The sequence below is a fragment of the Sphingobium sp. SA2 genome (assembly GCF_032227065.1).
Lineage (GTDB): Bacteria > Pseudomonadota > Alphaproteobacteria > Sphingomonadales > Sphingomonadaceae > Sphingobium.
Genome location: NZ_JAPMXX010000006.1, coordinates 134,151 through 161,002, shown reverse-complemented (window position 1 = coordinate 161,002; position 26,852 = coordinate 134,151). Strand labels below are relative to the sequence as shown.

Annotated in this window: 25 protein-coding genes, 1 tRNA gene and 1 pseudogene; 15 read left to right on the top strand and 12 right to left on the bottom strand. The window is 63.2% G+C overall.

Annotated features, from left to right (window positions below):
* Positions 1-12 precede the first annotated feature (12 nt).
* The 3 genes from OVY48_RS08265 to OVY48_RS08255 are packed head-to-tail and all read right to left on the bottom strand — an operon-like array spanning position 13 to position 1,689.
* Entirely contained in the window at positions 13-516 is a 504-nt protein-coding gene (locus OVY48_RS08265) for a DUF3237 domain-containing protein (protein WP_313922465.1), read from the bottom strand.
* 13 nt (positions 517-529) lie between these two features.
* A complete protein-coding gene (locus tag OVY48_RS08260; protein ID WP_313922464.1) occupies positions 530-1,279 on the bottom strand; it encodes an SDR family NAD(P)-dependent oxidoreductase in 750 nt (249 codons plus the stop codon).
* A gap of 20 nt (positions 1,280-1,299) precedes the next feature.
* On the bottom strand, positions 1,300-1,689 hold the full coding sequence (locus OVY48_RS08255; RefSeq protein WP_096062991.1) for an ester cyclase: 390 nt from the start codon (positions 1,687-1,689) through the stop codon (positions 1,300-1,302).
* 98 nt (positions 1,690-1,787) lie between these two features.
* Between OVY48_RS08255 and OVY48_RS08250 the strand changes: the two genes are divergently transcribed.
* Positions 1,788-2,180 (top strand): nuclear transport factor 2 family protein, encoded by a 393-nt coding sequence (locus OVY48_RS08250; RefSeq protein ID WP_313924719.1) that lies wholly within the window; start codon positions 1,788-1,790, stop codon positions 2,178-2,180.
* Between the two features lie 83 nt (positions 2,181-2,263).
* On the top strand, positions 2,264-2,773 hold the full coding sequence (locus tag OVY48_RS08245) for a MarR family winged helix-turn-helix transcriptional regulator (RefSeq protein WP_069066880.1): 510 nt from the start codon (positions 2,264-2,266) through the stop codon (positions 2,771-2,773).
* Between the two features lie 6 nt (positions 2,774-2,779).
* Here the strand turns inward: OVY48_RS08245 and OVY48_RS08240 are convergent, their stop codons facing one another.
* Both OVY48_RS08240 and OVY48_RS08235 read right to left on the bottom strand, forming a co-directional pair.
* On the bottom strand, positions 2,780-3,994 hold the full coding sequence (locus OVY48_RS08240; RefSeq protein WP_313922463.1) for a multidrug effflux MFS transporter: 1,215 nt from the start codon (positions 3,992-3,994) through the stop codon (positions 2,780-2,782).
* A 41-nt stretch (positions 3,995-4,035) separates the two neighbouring features.
* On the bottom strand, positions 4,036-4,533 hold the full coding sequence (locus tag OVY48_RS08235) for a nuclear transport factor 2 family protein (RefSeq protein ID WP_096062987.1): 498 nt from the start codon (positions 4,531-4,533) through the stop codon (positions 4,036-4,038).
* A gap of 96 nt (positions 4,534-4,629) precedes the next feature.
* On the opposite strand from OVY48_RS08235, the gene OVY48_RS08230 reads away from it, so the two are divergent.
* From OVY48_RS08230 to OVY48_RS08210, 5 genes are read left to right on the top strand one after another with little or no spacing between them, the layout of a single operon-like run.
* Complete coding sequence (locus OVY48_RS08230) at positions 4,630-5,544, top strand: SDR family oxidoreductase (protein ID WP_069066879.1); 915 nt, start codon at positions 4,630-4,632, stop codon at positions 5,542-5,544.
* On the top strand, positions 5,532-7,751 hold the full coding sequence (locus OVY48_RS08225) for a PQQ-dependent dehydrogenase, methanol/ethanol family (RefSeq protein ID WP_313922462.1): 2,220 nt from the start codon (positions 5,532-5,534) through the stop codon (positions 7,749-7,751). Before OVY48_RS08230 ends, OVY48_RS08225 begins: the two co-directional genes overlap by 13 nt.
* A gap of 15 nt (positions 7,752-7,766) precedes the next feature.
* Positions 7,767-9,392: a GMC family oxidoreductase gene (locus tag OVY48_RS08220; RefSeq protein WP_313922461.1), complete on the top strand. Its 1,626-nt coding sequence runs from the start codon at positions 7,767-7,769 to the stop codon at positions 9,390-9,392.
* Positions 9,393-9,394: 2 nt separating this feature from the next.
* On the top strand, positions 9,395-10,879 hold the full coding sequence (locus tag OVY48_RS08215) for a carotenoid oxygenase family protein (protein WP_313922460.1): 1,485 nt from the start codon (positions 9,395-9,397) through the stop codon (positions 10,877-10,879).
* Positions 10,880-10,882: 3 nt separating this feature from the next.
* Positions 10,883-11,812, top strand: coding sequence for an SDR family NAD(P)-dependent oxidoreductase (locus tag OVY48_RS08210; RefSeq protein ID WP_313922459.1), 930 nt, complete (start codon positions 10,883-10,885; stop codon positions 11,810-11,812).
* On the opposite strand, the gene OVY48_RS08205 is transcribed toward OVY48_RS08210, so the two are convergent.
* The 5 genes from OVY48_RS08205 to OVY48_RS08185 are packed head-to-tail and all read right to left on the bottom strand — an operon-like array spanning position 11,804 to position 16,114.
* Positions 11,804-12,622: an SDR family NAD(P)-dependent oxidoreductase gene (locus tag OVY48_RS08205; protein ID WP_313922458.1), complete on the bottom strand. Its 819-nt coding sequence runs from the start codon at positions 12,620-12,622 to the stop codon at positions 11,804-11,806. The two genes, OVY48_RS08210 and OVY48_RS08205, sit on opposite strands and share 9 nt — an antisense overlap.
* Positions 12,623-13,138, bottom strand: coding sequence for a DUF3237 domain-containing protein (locus OVY48_RS08200; protein WP_069066875.1), 516 nt, complete (start codon positions 13,136-13,138; stop codon positions 12,623-12,625).
* Between the two features lie 11 nt (positions 13,139-13,149).
* Positions 13,150-14,418 (bottom strand): MFS transporter, encoded by a 1,269-nt coding sequence (locus OVY48_RS08195; protein ID WP_313922457.1) that lies wholly within the window; start codon positions 14,416-14,418, stop codon positions 13,150-13,152.
* Positions 14,415-15,221, bottom strand: a complete 807-nt coding sequence (locus tag OVY48_RS08190) for an SDR family oxidoreductase (RefSeq protein ID WP_313922456.1) — start codon at positions 15,219-15,221, stop codon at positions 14,415-14,417. Before OVY48_RS08190 ends, OVY48_RS08195 begins: the two co-directional genes overlap by 4 nt.
* Positions 15,218-16,114 (bottom strand): hypothetical protein, encoded by an 897-nt coding sequence (locus tag OVY48_RS08185; RefSeq protein ID WP_313922455.1) that lies wholly within the window; start codon positions 16,112-16,114, stop codon positions 15,218-15,220. The genes OVY48_RS08190 and OVY48_RS08185 overlap by 4 nt, the downstream gene beginning before the upstream one ends.
* Before the next feature lie 175 nt (positions 16,115-16,289).
* On the opposite strand from OVY48_RS08185, the gene OVY48_RS08180 reads away from it, so the two are divergent.
* Both OVY48_RS08180 and OVY48_RS08175 read left to right on the top strand, forming a co-directional pair.
* The gene (locus tag OVY48_RS08180) at positions 16,290-17,771 is read left to right on the top strand and encodes an aldehyde dehydrogenase (protein WP_313922454.1); all 1,482 of its coding nucleotides are present in this window, start codon (positions 16,290-16,292) and stop codon (positions 17,769-17,771) included.
* A gap of 183 nt (positions 17,772-17,954) precedes the next feature.
* Positions 17,955-19,058: pseudogene (locus tag OVY48_RS08175) on the top strand (IS256 family transposase); the annotation flags it as partial.
* 261 nt (positions 19,059-19,319) lie between these two features.
* Here OVY48_RS08175 and OVY48_RS08170 read toward each other — a convergent pair.
* Together OVY48_RS08170 and OVY48_RS08165 are read right to left on the bottom strand one after the other, a co-directional pair.
* Positions 19,320-20,354: an IS110 family transposase gene (locus OVY48_RS08170; protein ID WP_107126479.1), complete on the bottom strand. Its 1,035-nt coding sequence runs from the start codon at positions 20,352-20,354 to the stop codon at positions 19,320-19,322.
* Between the two features lie 469 nt (positions 20,355-20,823).
* Positions 20,824-20,914 (bottom strand) — tRNA-Ser (locus OVY48_RS08165).
* A gap of 93 nt (positions 20,915-21,007) precedes the next feature.
* Here OVY48_RS08165 and OVY48_RS08160 point away from each other — a divergent pair.
* The 6 genes from OVY48_RS08160 to OVY48_RS08135 all read left to right on the top strand — a co-directional run bounded on the left by OVY48_RS08160 (position 21,008) and on the right by OVY48_RS08135 (position 26,851).
* Positions 21,008-21,898, top strand: coding sequence for a peptidylprolyl isomerase (locus tag OVY48_RS08160; RefSeq protein WP_313922453.1), 891 nt, complete (start codon positions 21,008-21,010; stop codon positions 21,896-21,898).
* Between the two features lie 84 nt (positions 21,899-21,982).
* Positions 21,983-23,098: an alanine dehydrogenase gene (ald, locus tag OVY48_RS08155; protein ID WP_313922452.1), complete on the top strand. Its 1,116-nt coding sequence runs from the start codon at positions 21,983-21,985 to the stop codon at positions 23,096-23,098.
* Positions 23,099-23,326: 228 nt separating this feature from the next.
* A complete protein-coding gene (locus OVY48_RS08150) occupies positions 23,327-24,157 on the top strand; it encodes a sulfite exporter TauE/SafE family protein (protein WP_069065278.1) in 831 nt (276 codons plus the stop codon).
* Positions 24,158-24,235: 78 nt separating this feature from the next.
* Positions 24,236-24,952, top strand: coding sequence for a response regulator transcription factor (locus OVY48_RS08145; RefSeq protein WP_069065277.1), 717 nt, complete (start codon positions 24,236-24,238; stop codon positions 24,950-24,952).
* Positions 24,953-24,986: 34 nt separating this feature from the next.
* Positions 24,987-26,291, top strand: a complete 1,305-nt coding sequence (locus OVY48_RS08140; protein ID WP_409593650.1) for a sensor histidine kinase — start codon at positions 24,987-24,989, stop codon at positions 26,289-26,291.
* Positions 26,291-26,851: a hypothetical protein gene (locus tag OVY48_RS08135; RefSeq protein ID WP_313922450.1), complete on the top strand. Its 561-nt coding sequence runs from the start codon at positions 26,291-26,293 to the stop codon at positions 26,849-26,851. The genes OVY48_RS08140 and OVY48_RS08135 overlap by 1 nt, the downstream gene beginning before the upstream one ends.
* The last annotated feature ends 1 nt before the right edge of the window (position 26,852 follow it).

The following is a 26,852-nucleotide window of genomic DNA, read 5'->3' as shown; positions in this document are numbered from 1 at the left end:
GGCGATCTCCCGTCAGGTGAGCGCGTAGTAGCGCAACACATTGCCATCGGCGCGGCGCTCGCCGACGCCCACGAATACATGTTTGGTCAGCCAATCATGCTTGCCGACCGAACATTCGAAACTGGGGTTGCCGCGCAGATAATAGTCCTGTTGCTCGACTGGCTCGCCCTCGCGAAAGGCCCAGTCGCGCAATTTCTCCATCGTGTCGTGCTTGCGGCCCCACAGGAAGCCCCGATTGTTGAGGAGGATCAGCGTGCCATCCTCCTCCTCCAGCATGTAGCGCGCATCGAACACCGCCACATCGTCGGGCCGGAAATAGGCATAGTCGCCGCCGGACCCCGGCACGGCCTTGCCGCGCAACCGTGGCCCCTCAAAGGTACCGCTTTCCACATAGACCGCGCTGCGCGTGCCGCCCCAGGGACTGTTCGCGATGGTCTGGACGCGCGGGAATTGCAGCCGCACTTCCATCGCAAATTCCAGCTTGGGGTTTTCGATCGTCGAAAAAATATTGTCCATTGCGCTATATCCCTCAACCCAGTTCGAGCGTGCCGCCATCGACGAAAAGATTGGCGGCAGTGATGAAGCTTGCATCATCCGATGCGAAGAACAGCACGGCACGAGCAACCTCTTCGGGCCTGCCCATGCGGCGCATCGGTATGGCATCGATCATCTGTTCGCGCAGCCTGTCCACCGCATCTCCGGTCAGGCCGGGGTTGCGATAGAGCAGGGGCGTTTCGATGGGGCCGGGGCTTACCAGATTGACGCGGATGCCCTCGCGCACCAGTTCGCCGGCGATCACCTTGAGCGCCGCCGCAAGGCCACCCTTGGCAGCGGCATAAGTGGTGTTGCCGGGCACGAAGGCATGGCCGCCGATTGACCCTGTGACCACGATAGATCCGCCAACGCCCATCAGTGGCAGTGCCTTCTGGATCGTGAAGATGCAGCCGCGCAGATTGACGGCGTGAACCGCGTCCCAATCCTGCGGCGTAATGTCGCGCACGGGCGCGAAACCGCCAACGCCCGCATTGGCGAAAAGGATATCGAGCCGCCCATGTCGCGCCTTGATGGCGGCGATCACCGGGTCCAGACTGTCCAGATCCGCGACATCCGCCCGGTAGCCCGTCGCGCCGGGAATGCTGGCGACGGCACTGTCGATCGTCGCCTGATCGCGCCCGGTGAGGTGGACGATGCCGCCCTCCGCCGCAAAGGCCTGGGCGCTGGCTAGCCCTATGCCGCTATTGCCGCCGACGACCAGTACGACCTTGTCGGTAAAGCGCATGGGTCTTCTCCTGTCCGGGGTCAGAATGGCGAGTGGGGGTTGGGGCTGTCCGCAGGCACATCCTGCATCACGTCCCAATGTTCGACGATCTTGTCGCCCGCAATGCGGAAGATATCCATGACGGCGAAACCGGCGTCGCCCGGCCACCGACAGACATGATAATGGACGATCACATGATCGCCATCGGCAAAGCGCCGCTTGATGTCGTGGGTGGCGTTGGGGCTTTCGGCCCGCACCTTGCGCAGAAAGGCTTTGAGCGGTTCGATGCCGGTATCGACCAGCTGATTGTGCTGGATGTAATCGGCCGCGATGTAGCGATCGGCAGCGTCGGCATCGAAGGGGATCAGCACATGATCGAACATGTCCTGGACCAGCTTCAGGTTGCGCTCTTCCTGCAGCGTTCTGCTCATTGCACTATCCTCTCACGGCTCGTCTGTGCGGCCTCTTGCTTAAACGGTAACGATCGTTATTAAATCGCGCAAGATCAAAATGGGGTGAGGAGAGGGTGATGGAACGCGCAGAGTATGAACACTATGTGCAGGCATTCAATGATCGGGACTATGACAAAGTCCTGGATTTTTATGCGCCAGGCGCCCGGATCGGCTTCTTCGGCATCGATCTGAGCGACCGGGATGCATTCAAGCGTTTCTACAGCTTCCTCCACAGCTATGTGAAGGAGAGCGTTGTCATAGAAAGGTTCGCCAGCAGCGACGAACTCGTCGCGCTGGAAGGGATCATTCGCGTCGAAGGCTTGCGCGACCTGACTGCCGATGTGCTAAAAGCGCAAGGGTTGGCGCAGTTCATGCCCATCGCCAAAGGCGAGGTTCAGAACATGCGGCAATATATTCACTATCATCTTGCGGATGGAAAATTCACCAGCGTCGGTTGTACGATGGCATGATGGCGGGTGGTTGACTCATGAACACCCAGATGTGTTAGGCGAGACATATGTCGAAGAATATTGGACGCAAAGCATCCGACGCCATGGATAAACCACCAACGCCGCAAGCGCGCGAAAGCGCTTCGGCCGACGCGCTGCATGGCGTGCTGAAGCTCGCCAACAAGTTGATGGCTCCCTTTTCGACCTATCTGGAACATCGGCACAAGATCAGCCTCAATGAATTTCGCCTGCTGATGCTGATTGGCCGCTTCCCCCATTCGGCGAGCCATGAACTGGTCGAACTGACGGGCGTGAACCCCATGAGCGTTTCGCGCGCGGTAGCGGCGTTGCAGAAGCATGGCCGCATCATGGTGGACAGGGACGAGACGAACCGACGCCGCAAGACGTTGAGCCTGACGGCGGAGGGCGAGCGGCTGTACAAGGCCATGCGGCCGCAAACCGATTCCGTTGCCGACTATCTGGTTTCGGCTTTGAAACCGGCGGAAATCGCGAACTTCAACGCGATGCTGGGCAAACTGATCGACACGCTGGAGGCGCGGGACGAAAATGGGGTTTCGCTGTTCCTGGAGCGGACCAAGCCGCCTGAGGAATAGAGGGTTTCATTCCTGACTGGGGCGCAGCATGGCCATTGCCGCCAGCACCAGCAGGAAGCCCCCCGCCAATATGCTGATGAGCGGGAGAATGGTGAAGGAGGGGAAGAGCGAGACCGCGCCACTTCCGGCTGCGGTAACACCAAGCTGCAGCGTGCCGAGCAGCCCTGCGGCGGCACCGGCACCCTGATCGGATGCGTCAAGCGCAGAAATAGCGGCAGGCGTCAGCATCAGGCCTGATGCGGCGAAGATCAGCATCGAATAGCTTTGCACCATAGCGAGGGGTATGTGGCCGCTCGTAAGTACCGCGAGCGCGATGGCCCCCGTCGCCACGGTTGCGATCAGCACGACGATCGTGACCAGCCGCCGCACGCCGAGCCGCCGCATGAGGCCAGGCGCAAACTGTGTCGCGATGATCGAGACGATGGCATTCAGTGCCAGCAGCAGGCTGTATTGATGCGGTGTCAGCCCATAGCCCTGCGAGAAGAGGAAGGGCGCGGCAGTCACGAAGGCGAAGGGAATCGTCGTCGCTATGCCCGCAACGAAGGCCCAGGCGACGAAGGCGCGCTTTGCCAGGAGGTAAGCGCAGGCTTGCAGGATCGATCGGGAAGCGACGCGACGGGCGGGCGGCAATGTCTCAGGCAGGAACAGCGCCACGCAGAGCAGCGCGACCGATCCGGCGCTCGCCAGAATGACGAACAGTCCCTGCCAGGAAGTCGCCCGGAGCAGGTAGCTGCCAGCAAGCGGCGCAAGCACGGGCGATATGCCGATGATGAGGAAGGTGAAGGCCATCAGCCGCGCGGCGTGGTGGCCACTATGCTGATCGCGGATCATCGCCCGCACGCTGGAGGTGCCTGCGCAGGCGCCCATGCCTTGCAGAAAGCGCAGCGCGATCAACTGGTCGATATCATGTGCCAGAGCGCAGCCCAGGGAGGCCGCCGTGAAAAGGGCGAGGCCACAGATCAAAGGCCGGCGCCGACCGAAGCGATCACCGAGCCAGCCGAGCGGGATTTGGGCGATCGCCAGCCCCAGAAAGAAGGCGGAGAGCGAGCGCTGCACCGCGCCGCTATCGGCCGCCATCGCCTGCGCCATGTCGGGCATGGCGGGCAGATAGAGATCGATCGCGAACGGGCCGAGCGCGGAGAGCAAGCCGAATGCCAGTCCCATGAGCAAGGAGGGTCCGGCTGCGGCGCTCGATGCGCCGCCGCTCCTGATGATCGTCATCCTATATTCCCCGCCGTCTTATGTCGGTTGTCGTCGCTCGCTCAGCGCTTGATGATGAGCGAGTCGGGGCGCTTGCGCGGCACCCATTGCCCACGACCGGGGAAATTCTTGAGTACTTCGCCATCCCACAGGCGCACGGTGCGCTGCTGGAAGCGCCACTGGCCGTCGGTGTCCCGCACAGCCAGATCATCATACCAGCCTGCAAAGCGCAGCAGATAAGGCGGCTCGCCGTTGCACTCCGTGACGAAGGCGAAGCTGCGCATTTTGCAACTGCCGTCCTCCTGCGGCATATATTGCACCTGCGTCACATGATGCTGGCGACCGGGAAAGCCAGCGGCGTTGCGATAATGTTCGGCGATGCCGCGAATGCCATCATGGCCTTCCCACACATCGGGTTCGTCGAACACTTCCTCGCTCATGCGCGCGTCCGGCGTGAAGCAGGCGACCAGCCCCTCCACATCGCCCGTATCGAGCGCCCAGCTATAGGCGGCGATCAGATCTTGCAGGGCGATACGGTCTTCGATTGCTAGCGATGGCAATTTTCTTTCCTCTCCACTTCAGCACATGTTGACGCGATACTAACAATCGTTACTATCAAATGCAACGACATTGCAAAAGTCAGTGAGGGGATGGCCATGGGCAAGATCATCGTAACCGGAGCGTCCGGCTCCTTTGGCGGCGCTGCGGCAGAGCTATTACTGGCGACCTGTGCGCCGGAAGACCTCATATTGCTTTCCCGCACACCGGCCAAGCTCGCGCATTTTGCGCAGCGTGGTGCAGATGTGCGTCATGCGGATTTCGATGATCCTGCGACGCTCGCTGTCGCGATGCGGGGTGGCGAGCGGATGCTGCTCATCAGCACGGCGCGCGTGGGATCGCGCGTCGGCCAACATCGCAATGCGGTAGAGGCAGCCGTCGCGCAGGGCGTACGGCATATCGTCTACACATCGCTCATCTCGGCGGACCAGCCGGACAATCCGGCGATCGTGAAGAATGATCATCGCGCGACGGAAGAGATTATCGAGGCATCGGGCGCGCAATGGACGCATCTGCGCGATAGCCAATATGCCGAGGCGGTGGCGACGGCGATGGCCATCCCCGCGTTGCTGGCCGGGCACAAGCCGGACAATTGCGGCGACGGTAAGGTCGGCTTCGTCAGCCGGGATGATTGCGTGGCAACGGCTGCGGGCGTGCTGACGCAGGATGGGCATGGCAATTGCGCCTATGACATCACCGGCCCGGACCTGATCTCGATCCCCGAAGCGATGGCGATGGTGACGGAACTCTCCGGCAAGCCCATCACCGTCGAGCAAGTCGATGACGAAGCGATGTTTGCCTATTTCGATTCGCTCGGCGTGCCGCGCCATGCCTCCGACATCATGCCGGAGGGGCCGATCCCCTGGTCGAGCGATGATATGGTGACATTCGGCCAGTCGATCCGCGAGGGCTATTTCGGCCGACTAAGCGACACGGTCGAGCGCATCACGGGTCGCAAGCCCAAATCCCTGCGCGAGGTGATGATCGCGCACCAGGCAGCATGGCCCGTCTGATGCTTGCGATCGTCAAGTCGCTGCGTGGCTTGTCCGCGCTGGTGGGGGTTACGCTGGTGTCGGCCTGTGCGGGCGGTGCCTCGTCGGAATATGGCGCGGGCGATGACTGGGCTTTCCCCGGCGGCGATGTGCATGACAGCCATTTTTCGCGCCTGACCGACATCGAGCCTGGCAATGTCGCCAAGCTTGGCCTGGCCTGGAGCTATGACCTTGGCACCAATCGCGTGCAGGAGGCGACGCCCGTCGTGATCGATGGGGTGATGTACACCAGCGGCAATCTGGGCCGCGTCTATGCGCTGGATGCTGCCACCGGCAAACCGCTCTGGACCTTCGAGCCAGAGGTGGACATGCAGGTCAATCGCGCCGCTTGCTGCGATCAGGCCAATCGCGGCGTCGCCGTGGCAGGCGGCAAGGTTTTCGTCGGGTCGTTCGATGGCAAGCTGTATGCGCTGGACGCCAAGACCGGCAAGACGCTCTGGTCGGTCGATACCATTGTCGATCATGACCGTGGCTACACCATCACCGGCGCGCCCGATGTGGCGGGCGATGTGGTGGTGATCGGCAATGCCGGGGCGGAATATGATGTGCGCGGCTATGTGACGGCCTATCGCGTGAGCGATGGGACGCAGGCCTGGCGCTTCTTCACCGTGCCGCGCGACCCCGAAAGCGGGCCGCAGGAAAATCCTGAGCTGGAAGACGCGCTCAAGACTTGGGATCCGAAGAGCCGCTGGGACATTGGCGGCGGCGGCACGGTTTGGGATGCGATCAATTATGATCCCCAATTCGACACCGTCTATATCGGCGTGGGCAATGGCGGTCCTTATGCGATCAGCCGTCGCTCGCCCGCAGGCGGCACCAATCTTTACCTCTCCTCCATCGTCGCGCTGGACCGCAAGACGGGCCGCGTGAAATGGCATTATCAGGAAACGCCGGGCGATAGCTGGGACTATACCGCGACGCAGCCGATGGTGCTGACGGATATGGAGATTGACGGCAAGGTCCGCCCCGTCATCCTGCATGCGCCCAAAAATGGCTATCTGTTCGTGCTGGACCGGGAGACTGGCAAGCCGCTGCGAATCAACGCGCTGGTGCGCACCAATTGGGCGAAGGGCTTTGACCTCAAGACCGGCAAGCCCAACCTGACCCCGGACGAGTCCGAATATTGGAAGGGGCCGAAGATCATCTTCCCGGCGTCAGCAGGCGCGCGCAATTGGTATCCGCCTGCTTATGATCCGGCGCGAAAGCTCTATTTCGCGGCCGTGCTGGACATGGGCAATCTGATGTTCACGGTTCCGCCGGACAAAGCGAGCGACCCCCGACGCCCGCGTGCGCTGAATGTCGGCACCAGCCTGATCTTCACGCCGCAATTGCAGGATGTGTTGCCGACGCTGCCGCCGCCATTGCGCGCGCAGGTCGAGGCGCTGCCTGCCTGGAAATGGGTGAAGGAAAAGCCCTTTTCGTCCGAGCTGCGCGCGATCGATCCGCTGACGGGCAAGTCCCGCTGGACGGTGCAGATGGAGGGATGGCAGGATCGCTCCGGCGTCTTGTCGACAGCCTCCGGCCTAATCTTTCATGGCACGATCGGCGGCAAGTTGATGGTGCGCGATGCCGACAGCGGCAAGCTGCTGAAGGAAATCCAGACCGGCAGCTCGATCATGGCTGCGCCGATGACCTATCGGGTGAAAGGCGTGCAATATGTTGCGGTGGCGACCGGCTTTGGCGGCGGTGGCTGGTCCTATGTGCCGAATTATTCAGCCGCTTATCGCAATGGCAATGCCAATCGCATTCTGGTCTTCCGCATCGATGGCGGCCCGGTGCCGCAGCCTGAACCTCTGCCACCCACGGAGGTTGCTTCGCAGCCGCCTGCGCAGGCGGCGGGCGTCACGCCTGCGGTGCTGGCACGCGGGCAGGGGCTGTTCTTCGAGAATTGCGCGATCTGCCATTCCAACCAGCTGCGCGCCAATGTGCCGGACCTGCGCCGGATGCAGCCGGGGGTGCATGATGCCTTCCAGCAGATCGTGCGGGAAGGGCTGCTGCTGCCCAATGGCATGCCACGGTGGGACGATATTCTCACCGCCCAGGACACAGCGGCCATCCATGCCTGGCTGATTGCCGAGCAGGGCAAGACGCGCGCGGCCGAGTTGAAACTCAAGGCGGCAGGCAAACCGCTCGACGCGCCCAGTGCGGCGATCATGTCCAGCTTTTAAGGGAATGAAGGCCGTATGATGCAAGAACCGGACATCATCGTCGTGGGCGGCGGATCGGGCGGTGCTGCAATGGCCGGGCGGCTTGCCGATGGCGGCCTGACGGTGACGCTGGTCGAGGCCGGGCGCACGGATCGACATTATCGCTCGCGCATTCCTGCGCTCACCAGCGCGGTGGTGCAGAACCCGGAGTTCGACTGGTGCTATCAGGTGGAGCCTGATCCGACCTTGGGCGGGCGCGCCGATATCTGGCCTGCGGGCAAGCTGCTGGGCGGCGGCAGTGCGCTCAATGGCATGATGTTCATTCGTGGGCATCGCTGGGATTATGACGAATGGGCGCGGGAAGGGGCGCTGGGCTGGGATTATGCCTCCGTCCTCCCCTATTTCCGCCGGTTGGAAGATAATGAGCGTGGCGCGGATGCTTGGCGCGGCACTGGCGGGCCGATTGCTGTGTCGGAAGGGCGGGCGCGCTATCCCATTACCGATGCGTGGATCACGGCGGCGCAGCAGGCAGGCATTGCGCGCTCAACCGATCTGAATGGCCAGCAGGCCGAGGGCGTCGATTATGTGCAGGTGTCGCAGCGCAGTGGCACGCGCTGCTCGGCTGCGCGCGGCTATCTGCATGAGCGCAAGGGCGGCAATGCGCCGCACATCCTGCTTGAGGCGCAAGTGCTGCGCATCATCGTGGAGGATAAGCGGGCGACTGGCATCGTCTATCTGCAGGATGGGCAGGAGAAGCGGTTGGCGGCGCGGCATGGCGTGGTGCTGAGCGCGGGCGCGATGAACACGCCGCGCCTGCTGATGCTGTCCGGCATCGGCCCCGCCGATCATCTGCGCGCGATGGGCATCGATGTGGTTTGCGACCGGGCAGGGGTAGGCGCCAATCTGCAGGATCATGTCGGCACGCATATCGTGAATGATGTCGATGCGGTCACGCTGAACCGTGATGCGAAGGGGCTGCGCGGGGCGTGGCAGGTGATGAAGTTCGCGCTGGCTCGCAAGGGGGCGCTAACCACGGCGATCGGCCATGCGCAGGCTTTCGTGAAGAGCCGGGCGGATTTGTCCGCGCCCAATCTCCAGATTTCCTTTGCGGCCTTTGCCTTTGATTTTGACGAACAGGGTCGGCTCATGCTGCGCCCGAACCCGTCAATCTCGACGCTGGTCGGCCTGATGCGGCCCCGGAACCGTGGGCGGATCACGCTGCGCTCTGCCGACCCGCTGGCACCACCGGTCATCGCGCATCAGCAGTTGAGCAGCACGGATGATATCGACCAGATCGTCGAGGGCATTGGCATTGCGCGGGATATTTTGCGGCAGGCCGCTATGGCGCCCTTCATCAAGGGCGAGTTGCGGCCCGGCGCGGCGATGACGGACCCGGCGCAGTTGCGCGATTATGTGCGCATGGCGTCGATCCCGCTCTACCATCCCGTCGGCACGGCAAAGATGGGGCACCGCGACGATCCGATGGCGGTGGTCGATAGCGACCTCAAGCTGATCGGCGTGGAGGGGCTGTGGGTTGCCGATGCGTCGATCATGCCGACGCTACCGCAGGGCAACACCAATGCGACCGCGATCATGATTGGCGACAAGGGCTCGGATCATGTGATCCGCACGCTGCGCAAAAACGAACATATAGGAGGATGACATTGGCGAACTTCCCGAAAACCATCCACTTCACGGGACTGAATACACCGGTCGGCATCGAATGGTCGGCGCGCAATCTCGATGTGATCGGGGACATTCCCGCCGAGGTGGATGGCGCGTTTTTCCGCGCGGTGCCCGATCCTGCCGTGCCGCCCATGTCTGCGGATGATATCGTGCTGTCGGGCGATGGCATGGTTGCCCGCTTCGCCATAAGCGGCGGCAAGGTCGATTATGCGATCCGCTATGTCGAGACCGAGCGCTATCGGCTGGAGCGTGATGCGCGGCGCGCGCTGTTCGGCCAATATCGCAATCCGTTCACGGATGATCCCGCCGCCCAGGGCAAGGACCGCACCGTCGCCAACACCACGCCGGTCTGGCACGCGGGGCGGCTGTTCATGACCAAGGAAGATGGGCTGGGTTATGAGATCAATCCGCATACGCTGGAGACGATCGGGCGCTGGGATTATTATGGCGCGCTGCGCTCGCAAACTTTCACGGCGCACCCGCGCATCGATCCGCAGACCGGGGAGATGTTCTTCTTCGGTTATGAGGCGGGTGGCCTATGTACCAAGGATGTGGCCTATTGCATCGCGGACAAGGACGGCAATCTGACGAGCGAGCAATGGTTCGAGCAGCCCTATTGCTCAACCATTCACGACTTCGCGATCAGTGAAAAATATGCGATCTTCCCGATCTTCCCGACAACCGCCGATCTTGAGAGGCTCAAGGCTGGCGGCGCGCATTGGGCGCATCAGCAGGAGTTGGAGAGCTGGGTCGGCATCATGCCGCGCTATGGCAAGGTGGAGGAGATGCGCTGGTTCCGCGGACGCCCCGGCATTTCCGCCTTCCATCTAGTCAACGCCTTTGACGATGGCGATCTGGTCCATCTCGACCTGTGCCTTTCGGACACCAATGCGTTCGGCTTCATGCGCGAGGCGGGGGGCATCCAGCGCGATCAGCGCGAGATTGGCGGCGGGCTTACGCGCTGGACCTTTGACATGAGCAAGGATGGCGAAAGCTATGCGGAGCGGGTGATGGGGCCGCCCGGCGACATGCCGCGCCTGCGCGATGTCGATCAGGGCCGGCCTTATCGCGCGGCCTGGTATATGAGCATGAACCCCCAAGGCGGACCACCGCTGCCGGGTGGTCCTGTCGGCGCGGCCTTCAACGCGATGTTGCGCATCGAGCCGGGCAATGGCCGGATCGACATGATGCCGCTGGATTTCGGCATGGCGATCAGCGAGCCGGTCCATGTCCCCTCGGCCACGCCCGATCATGACGGCTGGCTGCTCGCGGTGGTCGATCGCCAGAGCGGGGAGGATATGTTCCAGTCCGAACTGTGGATCGTCGAGGCCGAGGATATCGCTAAGGGGCCGATTGCCCGCGTGCCGATGCCATTGCCGATGCGGGCGCAGGTGCATGGCAGCTGGGTATCCCGCGCGCAGCTTGATGGCGCGCGGGTGCAACAGGCCGAGCGTGTGGCCTGAACCATGCGGCTGGCGGGCAAGGTCGCGCTGGTCACGGGCGCGGGGCGCGGTTTAGGCCGGGCCTATGCGCGCGTGCTGGCGGCCGAAGGCGCGCAGGTCATCGTCAATGATCTGGGCGGCAACAGCCTTGGCGAGGGCGGCGATGATCGGCCTGCGCAGGCTGTCGTCGCAGAGATCATGGCAGCGGGGGGCATGGCGTCCGCCGACATGAGCGACATATCCGACTGGTCGGCAGCGCAGGCGCTGGTAAGCGGCATCTGCGTCCAGCATGGCAGGCTCGATATCCTTGTGAACAATGCCGGGATCAGCCGTTCGGGGCTGCTGGGGGATTTGGGCGAAGCGGATTGGGACAGGCAGTTCGGCGTCAATGTGAAAGGGACGACGGCGCTGATCGACGCCGCTGCGCGCCAGTGGCGCACGCAAGCGCCCGCGCCGCGCGCGATCGTCAATATTTCCTCGCCCGCCGGGCCGCACCCGATCCCGCCCATCGGCCTTTATAGCGCGACCAAAGCGGCGATGGCGGCGCTGACGATGAGTGCAGCGCAGGAACTGGCGCCGCTTGGCGTGCGGGTAAATGCCTTTTCGCCCATCGCTAGAACAAGGCTGATCGAGAAGGCGCCGCAGGACATCCAGGAGGTGATGGCGGCGCGCGAGGGCTATGATCCGTTCGCGCCCGACCATGCCGCGCGGCTGCTCTTATGCCTGTGCCTGCCTGATGCGCGCTTCACGGGGCGGTTGCTGGGATGCCGGGGCGATGAGGTCTATCTCTACCGGCCCTGGTCAGCGGATTATCGCATCGACAATGGGGGCGCATCGTGGACGATCAGTGCGCTGGAGCAGGCGCTTGGATCACTGCCGCAGCAAGACATGTGCTGGATGATGACGGCGGACGGGCTGGTCGAACAGCCCTTGCCACCAACCACGCTAGGCTGAAGGCCAGGCTTCGCGCACCGCTGCAACCCGCGCCTCGAACTTGTCGCGATGGGTGGGATGGGTGATGATGTAGAGCCTTTTTGCGACGATGCCCTCCAGCACCATCTGGCCGACCTCATCCGGGTCCATCCAGCCATCGGATGTGCTGCGTTCGCGATCTTCCGGCGTCACTGCGCGATCTGCCACACTGCCCTTGAAGCGCACCGGTCTGTTGCCGTCGATATCCAAGATATTGCTGCGGACAAGGCCTGGGCACAGAACGCTCACACCGATGCCAGCCGCAGCAAATTCCGGCGCGAGCGCCTCACTCAGCGCGACGATCGCGGTTTTGGTGGTGCCATAAATCGCCATTGCCGCGGGCACGGTTGCAAGCCCGGCGAGGGAGGCGGTGTTGACGATGTGACCGCCCGATGGATTGGCGCGCAGCAGCGGTTCGAACGTCATGATGCCGTTGATGACGCCGCCCAGATTGACCTGCAGCCCGAAATCCCAGTCGGCATAAGTCACCTGATCCCAACTACGCTGGATGCCGACGCCGGCGTTATTGACCAGAATATCGACCCGCCCGAACTGATCGACCACCCCCTGCGCTGCCTGTGCCATGGCCGCCCGGTCGCTGACGTCGGTCTGGATAAAAGCGAGGCGGCTTTCATGGTCGCAAAGCCCGGCTCGCGCCTGCGCAATATAATCGGCGCGAAGATCAAGCATGGCGACTTGCGCGCCCGCGCCGAGCAGTGCCCTCGTGATACCAAGGCCGATGCCGCTTGCCCCGCCGGTGACGACCGCGACTTTGCCATCGAACGGCGTCATTCAAAGGATCTTGTAATAGCGCACGACATTGCCATCCGTCAGCCGCGCTCCTGCGCCGATGAAGGCGTGGCGGGCGAGCCAATCATGCTTGCCCTTGGGCACGTCGAAGCTCGTCAAAGTGCGGAAATAATATTCGGATGGATCGACACGCTCATCGCTGGCGCCATTGGCGATGCGGCTGAAGCGCGGCATCACATCGGGCGTGCGACCCCAGATGAAGCCTCGGTTGTGGAGCATGATCGGCGTGCCATCGGCCTCTTGCAGCAGATAGCGCGCGTCGAGCTGCACGACGCCGTCGCTGCGGAAGGTGGCATAGTCCCCGCCACTTGCGGGCAGCACTGTGCCATTGAGGGTCGGCCCGCGAAATTCGCCCGCCGAGACGGTGACCATCCCCTTGTCGGGGCCGGTGGGCAGGTCTTTCAGGCGGGGCAAGGGATGAAAGCGCAGGCGCACTTCCAGCGCAAATTCCATGCCCGGCATGTCGGGGACGGTCTCGATCTGATCGAAGAGGGACATGATCTGCTCCGTCATGACAGGATCTTGTGCCGTGCGCGCTGCGCGGCTGGCACTAGCCAGGTTGCGGCGAGGCACGCGGCGGGCGCTAGGGCCGCGAAGAGGAAGAAGCCGCCGACGCTGATGCCCGAAGCGATCAGCCATCCGCCGACCATCGGCCCGCCGATCGCGCCAATGCGCGCTACCGCGACGCCAAAGCCGATGGCTGTCGCCATATAGCGGGCGGGGAAGAAATCGGTCGCGATCGCGATGAGGGCGAGGTGAACGCCCGCGATGGCCCCTGCGGACAGGAACAGCAATATGCCCCAGATCCAAGGGTCCGGCTTTACAAAGGAGAGGCCAAGAAATGCCAGAACGATGGTCGTATAGGCCGCGCTCAGCACGAAGGTCACCCGGCTCTTATCCACCAATTTGGCGATCAGCAGGCCAGCGACAAGGCCACCGAGATTGACGATCGACATGAAGCGGGCGGAGAGATCGACCGAGAAGCCGGCCTGGGGCAGCAGTGTTGGTATCCAACTGCTGGTCAGGTAGATGGCGAAGGCGTTGAGGCCGTAGATCAGCACGAAGATGGCGGTCGCGACGAGTAGCGGTGGGCGCAATATGTCCAGCAACTGGCCACCCTTGCGCGCGGGCATGGCGGTTGCCGGTTCATCCTGCCGTTCGGGTAACATGCCCTTGCGCGGGAACAGGAAGAACAGCGTTACCGCAAGCAGGACCGTGGCGATGCCGGGCAGCAAAAAGATGGCGCGCCAGCCGCCGAACGACACCAGCAGCGGCACGACAAGGCCGGATGTAATGCCGCCAATGGCGATGCCCAGCGATACGATCGTGATCGTGCTCGCTCGCTTGCCTTCCGGCGCCCAAAGCGCGACTTGTGCGGTGACGTTTGGGAGGCAGGCACCGAGCATCAGTCCGGTCAGCAGCCGCCAGACCGAGAAGCCGGTCACGCTGGTCGCGGTGGCCGTGCCCATGGTTGCCAGCCCGATCAGCGCGACCGTGACGATGATTGTTGGGCGACGGCCATAGCGATCGCCAATGGGCGCGAGCAGAACGGCGCCAGTACCCAGCCCGACGAGGACGGCGGAGAGCGCGAAGCCGAAGCTGGCCGCCGGAATGCCTAGTTCCCGTACGATGTGTGGCAGCGCGAGCGGGAGAGCGGCCAGATCATAGCCATCGACGAACAGGATCATCGCGCTCAGGATGAGGCCGAGCAGCAGCCTTGCACCAAAGACACGGGCTGGCTCGACCATGGGCAAGGCAGCGGCGCTTTTTGCGGTCATGCGCTTTGCACCTGTTCAGCGAGCATGGCGGGCAGATCCCAGTCGACATCGAGATAGCGGCCCGAAAGCGCATCGAAACGCCCCGACGCGAGATCGACAGCCAGCGATTGCAGCTTTTTGCGAGCGGCGGCGCTGTCTTGCGGCGTGATGCTCTCCAGCAGCGCGACAAGCGGCGCGGCATGCGCGCGGGCATTGGGCGAGGCGAGTGTCTGGCTCGACATCTCGGTCAGGATCGTGCCGGGCTGAATGGCAAAGGCGCGGATGGCCCGGCCTGCCTGCTCGGCATCCAGATGCTCGGTCAGGCGGATGAGGCTGGCCTTGGCGACGGCATAGGCCGAGGCGTTGGGCGCAACGAAGGTTCCGGCCTGCGAGGCAATGTTGATGATGCGGCCATGATTTGCCGCCTCCATGCCCGGCAACGCGCGCGTCGTGCAGAGCAGCGCGCCAAGAAGATGGACGCTCTGCGCGCTCCACCAGTCGGCAACATCGATATGACCGATCGGACCGATTGGACCCTGCACGCCGGCATTGTTTACAAGGATGCTGATGGGGCCGAGTTGCTGTTCTGCGCATGCGAAGGCCGCATCCACGCTGGCGCTATCGGTCACGTCGCAGGTTACGGCCATGGCGCGGCCGCCGCGCGCGTGCAGATTAGCCGCGACTTTGGCGATCTCCCGTTCCGACCGTGCGGCGACCGCCACGGCCGCGCCAGCATCAGCCAGCGCCTCGGCAATGGCTTGTCCGAGGCCCCGCCCTCCGCCGGTGATGAAGGCGACTTCGCCCTGCAACCTTCGGGCGGTCATGGCCGATGGCCTGTGATGCCGTCCCACGGGGAGGGCATATGATATTGCACGGTGATGAAATTGGCCTCGATCTGGCGGATGGCACCTTCCTCGATGCGGAACAATTCGGACATGTAAAAACTGTGCGGACGGCGGATGTGGGATTCGATCTCGGTGCCGTCTGTCAGCTTGTAATGGGCGAGGCGGCCGCAATGATCGATGAAGCCATGGGCGAAGACGAGGCCGCGCTCCTCGTCGATCAGCGGGAAACGGCGGCCACGCAGGCGATCATCATAGCGATAATAGCCCATGCGGAACTGCTCTTCGCAGCCGAGATGGGCATTTACGAGCGGGAAGTCTGGATTGTTCGTGGTCTGCACGCCATTTTCGACACGTTCGCAATCGGGATGGAAGCGGGTGAAAAGCTGCCCGTCATTCTGTTCCAGCGTCGAAAAATAACCGTCGGCGATCGCCCTCAGCCGCTCGCGCGTCATGCGCTTGTCGATCGGGATTGCGCCGTCGAAGGCGGGCTTGAGTTCGAAGCGCGGGTTGGGGAAAACCAGCGCTTCATCGACCTGGCGGACGATCAGCATTTCCACTTCCGTAATCGCGTCTTGCCCGTTCACGCCGATGCGCAACGCCATCGCTGAATCATGCTGCGTCTCGTGAACCGTGGTGAACAGGCCGACCTGGCCGGTCGTGCAGTCGGCAAAGCGTAGATCATAATCACCGCGCCCGGTGATCGTGCCCCACAGGCCGTCGCCGATCGCCAGTTCGACGTTATTCTCGGTGGCCCGCACCATCGGCGCCCAATCGACCTTTGTGGGATCGCGGGCCACAAGCGCGGCGAGATATTGATCCAGTACCGCGTAGAGGCGCTCGCGCGTCCAGGCCGCGATCAAGGCGTTTCGCATTATCCTCTCCCGATGGGATGTGCCGATGCCGCTCTTTGGGCGGTTAATGATAACGAATGATATGATTACGCCATGCCATATCTCTACTGTCAAGCACCGAATGGCACGTCAATGCGGTTGAAATAATAATAACGTTCGTTATTGTTATGCGCAGAATCGAGGAGAGGACAGCAAGATGATACCCCACGACATCCGCATCGCGCACCCCGAAAAGCTCTATATTGGCGGGCAATGGGTGGAGTCCGCAGGCGGAAAGTCGATCGAGATCGTCTCCCCCAATAGTGAGGATGTGATCGCCCGCGTGGCCGATGCGGTCGAGGCGGATATGGATCGTGCGGTCGCCGCAGCGCGCAAGGCGTTCGATGAGGGGCCATGGCCAACGCTCAGCCCTGCCGAGCGCGGTGCGCTGGTGCGCCGAATGGGTGAGGAATTGCAAAAGCGGGAGCCGGAGCTGGCGCGCGCCTGGACGCTGCAGGTGGGCGGCCTGGCAAGCTTCGCGCCGATCATGACTGGCGGCGCGACCGCCAGCTTCATGCAGATTGCGGGCTATGCCGACAGCTTCACGTTCGTCGAGCGGCGCCCGTCCTTTCAGGTGGACACCGCGATCGTCGCGTATGAGCCCACAGGCGTCGTGGCGGCGATCGCACCGTGGAATGCGCCTTTTGGCATCATGGCGAGCAAAGTCGCTTATGCGCTGGTGGCGGGCTGTACGGTGATCATGAAGCCGTCGCCGGAGACGCCGCTGGAAGCCTATATCATGGCCGAGGCGGCGCAGGCTGCTGGCATCCCGGCCGGCGTGGTGAATCTGGTTTGTGGTGGGCGCGATGCGTCTGATCATCTGGTCAATAATCCCGGCATCGACAAGGTGACCTTCACAGGCTCCACCGGGGCGGGAAAGCGCATCGGCGAGGTCTGTGCGAGCCGTATTGCGCGCTGCACGCTGGAACTGGGGGGCAAATCCGCCGCGATCGTGCGCGACGATTTCCCGATCGAGGTCGCGGCCGCCATATTGGGCAACACCATCACCATCATGAGCGGTCAGGTCTGTGCGATGCTGAGCCGCGCAATCGTCCCCAGGAAGCGCCATGACGAACTGGCCGATGCGATCAAGGCCGTGATGCAGGGCATCCGCATCGGCCATAGCGAGGATATGGCAACGCAGCTTGGGCCACTCGCTATGAAGCGACAGTTGGAGCGCGTCGAAGACTATGTCGCGATCGGCAAGGGCAGTGCTGATCTTGTTACGGGAGGCGCCCGGCCTGCGCATATGGACAAGGGCTATTTCATGGAGCCGACCTTATTCGCCAATGTCGATAATCAGAGCCGCATTGCACAGGAAGAGATTTTCGGGCCGGTGCTGTGCCTGATCCCGGCGGAAGATGAAGAAGATGCGATCCGCATCGCCAATGAAAGCAATTATGGCCTCAATGGTTCGGTCCTGACCAATGATGTCGATGCGGCCTATCGCATTGCCCGGCGTGTTCGCGCAGGCGGCTTTGGCCAGAATGGCATGAAACTGGAATTCGGCCTGCCTTTTGGCGGGTTCAAGCAGTCCGGCATTGGCCGCGAGGGTGGCGTCGAGGGGCTTGCAGCCTATCTGGAGAGCAAGACGATCTTGCTCGATGGTGCGCCGACGGCTCTAATGAATACCCCCTAGATTTCTGGACGCTTTCGATCCTAAGTTCGTGTCCCGGCGCGTGGTGTAGGTTTTGAGGGTAGCGAAGCTGACCGGACGCGCGCTCATCGATAAAGCGCTGTAGCGGCCGGTCAGTTTCGCGGGTGGTCACCGGCGAACTTCGGATAAGTTTGGGTTGCGAGACTCAACTTACGGAGACCACCGATGACCAATGACAAGATGGACCTGCACGCCCTGGTTGGGAAGACAGCCGACGGCGATTTTCTACGCGATATGATCGGCTTTGCCGCGCAGCGGCTGATGGAGCTGGAAGTGGGCGACCTTACGGGCGCGGCCTATGGCGATAAGGATCCCGAGCGCCTCGCGCAGCGCAACGGCTATCGGGATCGGGACTGGGAGACGCGGGCAGGCACGGTCGAGCTGCGGATCCCCAAGCTGCGCAAGGGAACATATTTTCCAGGGTTTCTGGAGCCCCGCCGTATGGCAGAGAAGGCACTGACGGCCGTCATCCAGGAAGCTTATATCCAGGGGATCTCGACCCGCTCTGTGGACGATCTGGTCAAAGCCATGGGCATGAGTGGGATCTCAAAGAGCCAGGTCAGCCGACTGTGCGTGGAGATCGACGAGCGGGTGAAGGCCTTTCTCGATCGTCCGATCGAAGGCGACTGGCCCTATCTCTGGATGGACGCGACCTACATCAAAGTGCGGCGAGCCGGTCGCATCGTCTCTGTCGCGGTCATCATTGCCGTTGGCGTTAACAGCGATGGCCGGCGCGAAGTGCTCGGCATGGCGATCGGTCATTCCGAAGCGGAGGTCTTCTGGACCGAGTTTCTACGCAGCCTTGCTCGTCGCGGTCTGCGCGGCGTGAAGCTGGTGATCTCCGATTCCCATGAAGGCATAAAAGCTTCCGTCGCCAAAGTGTTCAGCGCCACCTGGCAGCGATGCCGGGTTCATTTTATGCGCAATGCGCTGGCCCATGCCGGCAAGAGCGGACGCCGGGTCGTGTCGGCATTCATCGCCACCGCTTTCGCCCAGGAAACTCCAGAGGCCGCAAAGGCCCAATGGCGTAGCGTCGCCGATCAATTGCGCCCTACCGTGCCAAAACTCGCTGCCCTGATGGACAGCGCCGAGGAGGATGTGCTGGCCTACATGACCTTCCCAGCCCAACACCGCACGAAGTTGCACAGCAACAATCCGATCGAGCGGCTCAATGGCGAGATCAAGCGGCGTACTGATGTTGCCGACATCTTCCCCAACGAAGAGGCGATTACCCGTCTCGTCGGCGCTATCCTTCTGGAACAGAACGACGTGTATGGACCACCCCCACCTTGCAAGGCTTTTCAACAGATTTCGACGATTTCGGATCTTGCGGTCGTGTATCCGGCCTTGTTGTGCGGCATAACACGCCGCAGGCCCCTATGGTTTCCGCGGATCGACGGCCGGACAAATGGACGAACTCAAATTGGTTCGCATCATTTCAGTGACCTTTGTCGATCCCCGGTGATACCGGTTCGCCATACTCTGTCGTTGCCCTCGCAAGTCGGCACCATCACATCGGCGCCGAACTGGTTAGGCCGCCATCGGCAAAGGCGATGGACGGCGGTATACCTCATTCCTGGTCAACATGGCCCAGATCGAGCGAGCCGTCTTGTGAGCGACGGCTGTTGAGGCTACATTCACGGGCCTCCTGTCGACCAAAGCTTTAAGCCAGGGCCGAGGTGTCACGTCCTTGCGGAACGTTGTTCCTACAACGGCCCGAGCTCCATGGATCAAGAGCGTTCGGAGATATCGATCGCCGCCTTTGCTGATCCGACCAATCTTCTCTTTTCCCCCGCTCGCTCGAATCCGTGGCGTCAGGCCAAGCCAAGCTGCAAAATGACGGGAAGACTTGAACTGACTGCCATCGCCGACGGCTGCCACAATCGCTGTCGCCGTAATTGGGCCCACGCCCGGAGCAGTAGCCAGACGCTGGCTGTCCGGGTTTGATTTGTGCCAGGCGACGATCCGCTTCTCCATCTCGCCAAGCTTATCGGTTAATGTGTCGATGTGCCGGAAAAGACATCGCAACGCTTCTCGCGCTTCGTCCGGGACGACGGTCTTGTCCGAGGTTGCAAGACGCTCGCTCAATATCGCGAGCTGTCGCACGCCCTTGCCCGCGATAAGCCCGTATTCGCCCAGCAGTCCGCGCAGTGCATTGATCGTCGCCGTTCGCTGTCGGACCAACAGGCTGCGGACACGATGCAAAGCCAGAACCGCCTGTTGCTGCTTCGTCTTGATAGGAACAAACCGCATGTTCGGCTTGGCGACGGCCTCGCATATGGCCTCCGCGTCGGCGGCGTCCGTCTTGTTCCGCTTCACGTACGGCTTAACGTACTGAGGTGGAATGAGCTTGACCGTGTGGCCGATCTCCACAAGCAAGCGCGCCCAGTGATGCGCGCTAGAACACGCTTCCATTCCGACTAGGCACGGCGGCTGCTTTTTGAAGAAGGCCGCCATATCGGCCCGAGAGAGCTTTCGGCGAAGCACGGTTAAGCCGGCCTCATCTACACCGTGAACTTGGAAAACCGTTTTGGCCAGATCAAGGCCAATCGTAACAACTGACATCGCGCTTCCTCCACTTTAATGGCACCATATAATATGATCGTTTGCATGGGGGTGGTCCATGCCATCAAATGGGCCGTCCAACGCTGCCGCTACATGACACTTGAGAGCGTCTCGGGTTTAAGCGATAATCCCATCATCACGTTGCCTGCCATGGCAGCATGATCAATCCGGCTTAGCCGGAGGTCGCTGTGGCTATCCCAGCGAACCTACACCACGCGCCGGGACACGACCCTGCTCGATGCCTCATATTCAGTCTCAACATTCGACATATCTACTAGCCCCCATGCCCACAGCTTCGCATAACTGCTTGACCAAGCTACATTTCGCAAGGTGCCAGAGGATTTAGTGTCTTGCGCTTAAACGACGGTGAGCCGTCCGCTGACCACCGCTATAATCCAAACCGAAAGTGGGCATGAAAATGGGCACGGCTCCGCGATAGCGGATATTATTCAACGATAACAGTGAGAATTGGCGGAGCGGCAGGGATTCGAACCCTGGATACGCTTTTGGCGTATACTCACTTTCCAGGCGAGCGCCTTCGACCACTCGGCCACCGCTCCGCATTGCACTGGAAGTCGCGCTCCCTATCGCGGCGCGGGCGGCTAGGCAAGGGGATGCTTTACTTTCCTGTGCGGCCGCGCTCTGATTGCGGCATGATCCGTTTTTTCGCGCCCGCGCTGCTCGCTTCCCTCCTTGCCTCCACCGCCATCGCGGCTGATCCGCCGACGACGCCTGCTGCCGTCGTGGCGACAGCGCCTGCCGACGCCTGGCGCGCGATTCCGCTCGAAGACCTGCTCGTCATGACGATCGAAGGGGGCAAGCGCGTCGTGATCCAGCTCGCGCCCGCTTTCGCGCCGCGCCATGTCGGCAATATCCGCATTTTGGCGCGGGCGCATTGGTGGGACGGGACCAGCATCAACCGGGTGCAGGACAATTATGTCACCCAATGGGGCGACGCGACCGAGAAGAAGCCGATGCCGCCCGGCCTCGCACCCACCAGCGCGGCCGACTATATCCGCTCGCTCGCCAATGTGCGGCTTGCGATCACGCCCTTGCCCCATCCTGATGCCTATGCGCCCGCGACCGGCTATGTCGATGGCTGGCCGATGGCGATGAACGGGGACGCGGCCTGGCTGCCCCATTGCTATGCTTCTGTCGGCGTCGGCCGCAACCTGTCGCCCGATGCGGGCACGGGGGCCGAACTCTACACTGTCATCGGCCACGCCCCGCGCCAGCTTGATCGCAATATCGCGGTCGTCGGCCGGGTGGTCGATGGCATGGCCCATCTGTCCAGCCTGCCGCGCGGCAGCGGTGAGCTTGGTTTCTACACCGCCACCGAACATAAAATCCCGATCCTCTCGGTCCGCCTCGCCAGCGACCTGGCACCCGCGGACCAGCCTCGTTTCGAGGCGATGGACGTCGCCTCGCCCAGCTTCGCCGCCTATCTGCGCCTGCGCGCCAATCGGAAGGATGATTTCTACGATCTGCCTGCGGGCGGGGTCGACATCTGCAATGCGCCGGTGCCGGTCCGTCCGGCTCCCTAAAGGGAACCTTCGCGCCCGCCGCCGCGCTATGTCATCCTGTAGGCAAGCGGCCTCGCAACGCGCCGCGCCATCGGGAGACATTGCATGATCGTCGGCACCGTCAGGGAAATCAAGAATCACGAATATCGCGTCGGGCTGACCCCCGAAAGCGTCCATGAACTCACCGCCCATGGCCATGCGGTGCTGGTCGAAAGCGGGGCAGGGGAGGGGATCGGCGCGCACGACGCCCTGTATGAAAAGGCGGGCGCGCAGATCGTCGCCACCGCCGCCGACATCTTCGCCCGTGCCGACATGATCGTGAAGGTCAAGGAGCCGCAGGCCGCCGAGCGTGCGATGCTGCGGCCCGACCAAATCCTCTACACCTATCTCCACCTCGCCCCCGATCCCGATCAGACGCGCGACCTGATCGCCAGCGGCGCGATCGGCATCGCCTATGAAACCGTGACCGACGTGCATGGCGGCCTCCCGCTGCTCAAGCCGATGAGCCAGGTTGCAGGCCGCATGGCGATCCAGGCGGGCGCGACCGCGCTGGAAAAGGCGCATGGCGGGCGCGGCGTCTTGCTGGGCGGCGTGCCCGGCGTCCTGCCCGCCAAGGTCGCGGTGATCGGCGGTGGCGTCGTCGGCTTCAACGCGGCGCAGATGGCGGCGGGGCTGGGCGCGGACGTTACCATCCTCGACCGCAGCCCCGAAGTGCTGGAAAAACTCGGCATGTATTTCGAGGCACGGGCCAAAACGCGCTTTTCCAACCGCGCCAACCTCGCCGACTGCGTGGCCGATGCCGACCTGGTGATCGGCGCGGTGCTGATCCCCGGCGCAGCCGCGCCCAAGCTGGTCAGTGCCGATATGCTCAAGACGATGAAGAAGGGCGCAGTGCTGGTCGATGTCGCGATCGACCAGGGCGGTTGTTTCGAAACCAGCCACGCCACCACCCATGCCGACCCCACCTTTATCGTCGATGGCATCGTCCATTATTGCGTCGCCAACATGCCCGGCGCGGTCGCGCGCACCAGCACCTATGCGCTCAATAACGTGACCTTGCCCCATGCGCTGCGGATTGCGGACCTCGGCTGGAAGGGCGCGTTGCGCGCTGATCCGCACCTGCGCGCGGGCCTCAACGTGGCCCAGGGCAAACTCACCTATCGCGCCGTCGCCGACGCGCTCGACCTGCCCTATACGCCCGCCGAAGATCTGCTCGACTGACCAAGCCCGCGCCGCCTTTGTGTCCGACTTGTGTCGGACAAGGTGCGGATTTGTCGACCTTGTTCGTCTAGCCAGCCAAGGGACCTGTCCTGTCAGCCCCTTGCTCTGGTTCCGCCGAAGAGAGGCATGGTTTTACGACATGGTCGATCTAGTTTCATTCGCCGCCTTGTTTGTCCGGGGCACCGACAGCCTGGCCACCGGCCTCACGCCAGCCATGGGAGCGCGCTGATGAACGGCGATGTCATGACCTGGTTGGTGCCGCTCCTTTCGATGCTGGCCGCTGGCCTGTTCGCGGGTTTTGCGGCGGGGATTTTCGGCATTGGCGGCGGTTTCGTCGTCGTGCCTGCGCTGTTCGTCGTCCTGCCGCTGCTGGGCGGCACCCCCGAAGCGATCGCCCATGTCGCCATCGGCACGTCGGCCGCCACCATCATCGTCACCTCGATCCGCTCGCTCCTTTCCCATGCCAAGCGTGGCGCGGTGGAGTTTGAAATCCTCAAGACCTGGGCGCCGTGGATCATCCTGGGCGATGGCGTCGGCGTGCTGCTCGCGGGCCATGTCGATGGCCATATCCTGACGATGATCTTCGCTGGCGGCGTGTTCCTGATGTCGCTCAACTTCCTGTTGCCCAAGGTCGGCGACAAGGTGATCAGCCAGGACATGCCATCGGGCATCGCTCGTGTCGGCATCGCGGGCGGCCTTGGCACTTTTTCCGCGCTGCTCGGCATTGGCGGCGGCACGATCGCGATCATGGTGATGACGCTCTGCGGCCGTTCCATCCACCGCGCCATCGCCACCGCATCGGGCGTCGGCACGCTGATTGCCATCCCCAGCGCGATCGGCTTCGCGCTCATCGGCCTCAAGGAAAGCGGGCTGCCGTGGGGATCGCTTGGCTATGTCAACGTGCCCGCAACGCTCGCCATCGCCTCCATGTCGGTGCTGACCGCGCCGCTCGGCGTGGCGGTCGCTCATGCGCTGCCCGCCAAGCCGCTCAAGAAGATATTCGGCGTCTATCTGATCGTCATCGCCTTCGTCATGTTCCGCAACGCCCTCAAAATCTGACCACCGCGCTTCATCTCGTCCCCATAACAGCCTTTGTAACTGGCGGCCTTTGCCGGTATTTGCGAGGCGGGGGACGATATGGCGCAACAGGAATCGATCAATGTGCTGGTGGTGGAGGATGACGCCGCAGCGCGCGCCAACATCGCCGCTATCCTCACCCAGGCAGGCATGGTCGTGGATCAGGCGGAGGATGGCCGCATCGGCCTGCACCGCGCGGGCAGCGGCGCGCATGACGTCATCATCCTCGACCGGATGCTCCCCCATCTGACCGGCATCGACATCGTTACCCGCTTGCGCGTCGCCGGGATCGGCGCGCCGGTGCTGATGCTCTCCGCGCTCGGCCGGAGCGAACATCGGGTCGAAGGCCTCGAAAGCGGCGTCGATGATTATCTCGCCAAGCCATTCGAACCCGATGAACTGGTCGCCCGCGTCCGTGCGCTGTGGCGCCGGGCCAGCCGCTCCACCCATGATCCGGTGCTACTGTTCGGCGACCTCGAATGCCATGTGAAGGCGCGCACCGCCTTTCGCCAAGGTCGTCACCTTGCGCTCTCGCCCAAGGAGTTCGAGCTGTTCCGCTATCTGATGGACCATGCGGGCGAAGTGGTGACGCGCGAAATGCTGCTGCGCCATGTCTGGAAACTCAGCTTCGATCCGCAGACCAATGTGGTCGACGTCAATGTCGGACGCCTGCGCCGCAAACTGGAGGAGGGGTTTGACGGCCCGGTCCTCGAAACCGTGTGGGGCACCGGCTATCGCCTAATTGCCGCCGGATCGCCGGGATCGCCGGGTGCCTAAACCCGACCTGTTCCGCTCGGTATTCGGCCGGGTGATGTTGTCCGCTTTGCTGGTCAGTCTCTTGTCCACGCTGGCCCTGTTCCTGGTGGTGCGCAATATCGTCGCGGCTGACGGTCGGGCAATGCTGGCGCGCGAGGTCGATACCGACCTGGCGGGACTGGCCGACATTCAGGTCAGCGGTGGCACCGCCGAATTGCGCGCGCGCATTGCTGATCGGATGGCGGTGGAGCGGGAGGATGGCGAGCGCGGCTGGTATCTGCTCGTCGATGGGGCCGGGCGTCGCCTGGCGGGCAATCTCGACCGCTGGCCCGCCATCGCGCCCGAAGTGTCGGAGGCGCGTTTTGTGCCCTTGCCCGGCGGCGACACGATGTTCGCGCGCGCGACCCGGCTGGGCGGCGACACGCGGCTGCTGGTCGGGCGCAGCAATTATCGGGGGGAGGCGCTGCTGGCGCGGCTGGCCATGGCCTTTGCCGGGGCGGGCGCGGTCATCGCGCTGCTCAGCCTCGCCGCCGGGCATTTCGCGGCGCGCCGCCTGCGCCGCCGGGTCGAAACGGTCAACGCCGCCTTCGCCGCCGTGCGGGCGGGGCGCATTACCGCGCGCGCGCCGGGCGCTGGCGAAAATGACGAACTGGCCGAACTGGCCGCCAACACCAATGCGATGCTCGATCAGGTCGAACGGCTGATCGAGGCGCAGCGCGCCGTGTCGGACCAGACCGCGCATGAAATCCGCACCCCGCTGATGCATCTCGACACCCGCATTCTCAAAGCCATGCAGGGCACGCAGGACGAGGAATTGCTGCGCACGCTCGACCAGTCGCGCGGCGAGATACGCAATGTCGTGCGCCTGCTCGATTCGCTGCTCGATATTGCGGGGACGCAGGCGATGCGCGGCGACTTGCGCGGCCTGCTCGACACCAATCTCAGCGAGATTGCCGACAATCTGGCCGACCTCTACGGCGCCAGCGCGGAGGAATTGGGGATTGGCTTCCACGCCCGCATCGCCCCCGGCATCATGCTGCGCGCCGACCCGATGCAGATGACGCGCCTGCTCTCCAACCTGCTTGATAATGCGTTCAAATATGTGCCGAGCGGCGGCAGCGTGTCGCTGACCCTGTCGGTGGGACCGCATATCGTCGTGCAGGATGACGGACCCGGCATCCCTGCCGCCGACCGCGATCGCGTGTTCGAACGCTATGTCCGGCTCGATGGCGCGCAGGGCGGGGGGCATGGCCTCGGCTTGTCGCTTGCCAGAGCGATCGCACAGCGGCATGACCTTTCCCTTCATGTGGAGGACGCCGCGCCCGGCGCGCGTTTCGTCGTCCAGCCGGAGGATGGTTGATGATCAGGCTGTTGCCCGTCTTGCTGCTCGGCGCTGCACCTGCCGCGCCCGCGGCGGACATGCGACCTGCCGATCCGGTGCTGCGGACCTTGCTGGAGGGCGATGCCGCCCATGCGAGCGGCAACCACGCCGCCTTGCTTGACACCGTCCAGACCTTGAAGGCGCTTGGTGCCACCCCGGCCGAGGGGCAGGAGGATCTTGCCGCGCGCTGGACGCATGAGGCGCAGGCGCATGGCGCGGCCCCGTCCACGCTCGCCTTTCGCGGCCGTGCGCTTGGCCCCGCCTATCGGCGCGGGTCGCTGGTGCCCGGCGGCAGCGTGACGATGCGCCAGCTATTCCTCGGCGGCCAACGCGCACAGATATCGGTCGCACCCGCAAATGGCAGCGCGGCGAACCTGTCGATCCGCGTCCATGGCGCGGATGGTGAAACGCTCTGCGCCAAGCCGGTCGGCGGGCCGCAGGCCGATTGCGCCTGGCTGCCGCTCTTTACCGATCGCTATGACATCGTGATCGAAAATGGCGGCAAGGCAGCGGTCGGCTTTTACCTCATCATGCGCTGAA

What these genes read in the sequence shown, in the direction of transcription:
- OVY48_RS08195 (WP_313922457.1), bottom strand. Translation starts at nt 14,418, where the DNA reads ATGACCGCAAAAAGCGCCGCTGCCTTGCCCATGGTCGAGCCAGCCCGT.
- OVY48_RS08185 (WP_313922455.1), bottom strand. Translation starts at nt 16,114, where the DNA reads ATGCGAAACGCCTTGATCGCGGCCTGGACGCGCGAGCGCCTCTACGCG.
- OVY48_RS08200 (WP_069066875.1), bottom strand. Translation starts at nt 13,138, where the DNA reads ATGTCCCTCTTCGATCAGATCGAGACCGTCCCCGACATGCCGGGCATG.
- OVY48_RS08135 (WP_313922450.1), top strand. Translation starts at nt 26,291, where the DNA reads ATGATCAGGCTGTTGCCCGTCTTGCTGCTCGGCGCTGCACCTGCCGCG.
- OVY48_RS08170 (WP_107126479.1), bottom strand. Translation starts at nt 20,354, where the DNA reads ATGTCAGTTGTTACGATTGGCCTTGATCTGGCCAAAACGGTTTTCCAA.
- OVY48_RS08255 (WP_096062991.1), bottom strand. Translation starts at nt 1,689, where the DNA reads ATGAGCAGAACGCTGCAGGAAGAGCGCAACCTGAAGCTGGTCCAGGAC.
- ald (WP_313922452.1), top strand. Translation starts at nt 21,983, where the DNA reads ATGATCGTCGGCACCGTCAGGGAAATCAAGAATCACGAATATCGCGTC.
- OVY48_RS08160 (WP_313922453.1), top strand. Translation starts at nt 21,008, where the DNA reads ATGATCCGTTTTTTCGCGCCCGCGCTGCTCGCTTCCCTCCTTGCCTCC.
- OVY48_RS08225 (WP_313922462.1), top strand. Translation starts at nt 5,532, where the DNA reads ATGGCCCGTCTGATGCTTGCGATCGTCAAGTCGCTGCGTGGCTTGTCC.
- OVY48_RS08265 (WP_313922465.1), bottom strand. Translation starts at nt 516, where the DNA reads ATGGACAATATTTTTTCGACGATCGAAAACCCCAAGCTGGAATTTGCG.
- OVY48_RS08205 (WP_313922458.1), bottom strand. Translation starts at nt 12,622, where the DNA reads ATGACGCCGTTCGATGGCAAAGTCGCGGTCGTCACCGGCGGGGCAAGC.
- OVY48_RS08250 (WP_313924719.1), top strand. Translation starts at nt 1,788, where the DNA reads ATGGAACGCGCAGAGTATGAACACTATGTGCAGGCATTCAATGATCGG.
- OVY48_RS08145 (WP_069065277.1), top strand. Translation starts at nt 24,236, where the DNA reads ATGGCGCAACAGGAATCGATCAATGTGCTGGTGGTGGAGGATGACGCC.
- OVY48_RS08210 (WP_313922459.1), top strand. Translation starts at nt 10,883, where the DNA reads ATGCGGCTGGCGGGCAAGGTCGCGCTGGTCACGGGCGCGGGGCGCGGT.
- OVY48_RS08190 (WP_313922456.1), bottom strand. Translation starts at nt 15,221, where the DNA reads ATGACCGCCCGAAGGTTGCAGGGCGAAGTCGCCTTCATCACCGGCGGA.
- OVY48_RS08240 (WP_313922463.1), bottom strand. Translation starts at nt 3,994, where the DNA reads ATGACGATCATCAGGAGCGGCGGCGCATCGAGCGCCGCAGCCGGACCC.
- OVY48_RS08140 (WP_409593650.1), top strand. Translation starts at nt 24,987, where the DNA reads ATGTTGTCCGCTTTGCTGGTCAGTCTCTTGTCCACGCTGGCCCTGTTC.
- OVY48_RS08220 (WP_313922461.1), top strand. Translation starts at nt 7,767, where the DNA reads ATGATGCAAGAACCGGACATCATCGTCGTGGGCGGCGGATCGGGCGGT.
- OVY48_RS08150 (WP_069065278.1), top strand. Translation starts at nt 23,327, where the DNA reads ATGAACGGCGATGTCATGACCTGGTTGGTGCCGCTCCTTTCGATGCTG.
- OVY48_RS08230 (WP_069066879.1), top strand. Translation starts at nt 4,630, where the DNA reads ATGGGCAAGATCATCGTAACCGGAGCGTCCGGCTCCTTTGGCGGCGCT.
- OVY48_RS08245 (WP_069066880.1), top strand. Translation starts at nt 2,264, where the DNA reads ATGGATAAACCACCAACGCCGCAAGCGCGCGAAAGCGCTTCGGCCGAC.
- OVY48_RS08180 (WP_313922454.1), top strand. Translation starts at nt 16,290, where the DNA reads ATGATACCCCACGACATCCGCATCGCGCACCCCGAAAAGCTCTATATT.
- OVY48_RS08260 (WP_313922464.1), bottom strand. Translation starts at nt 1,279, where the DNA reads ATGCGCTTTACCGACAAGGTCGTACTGGTCGTCGGCGGCAATAGCGGC.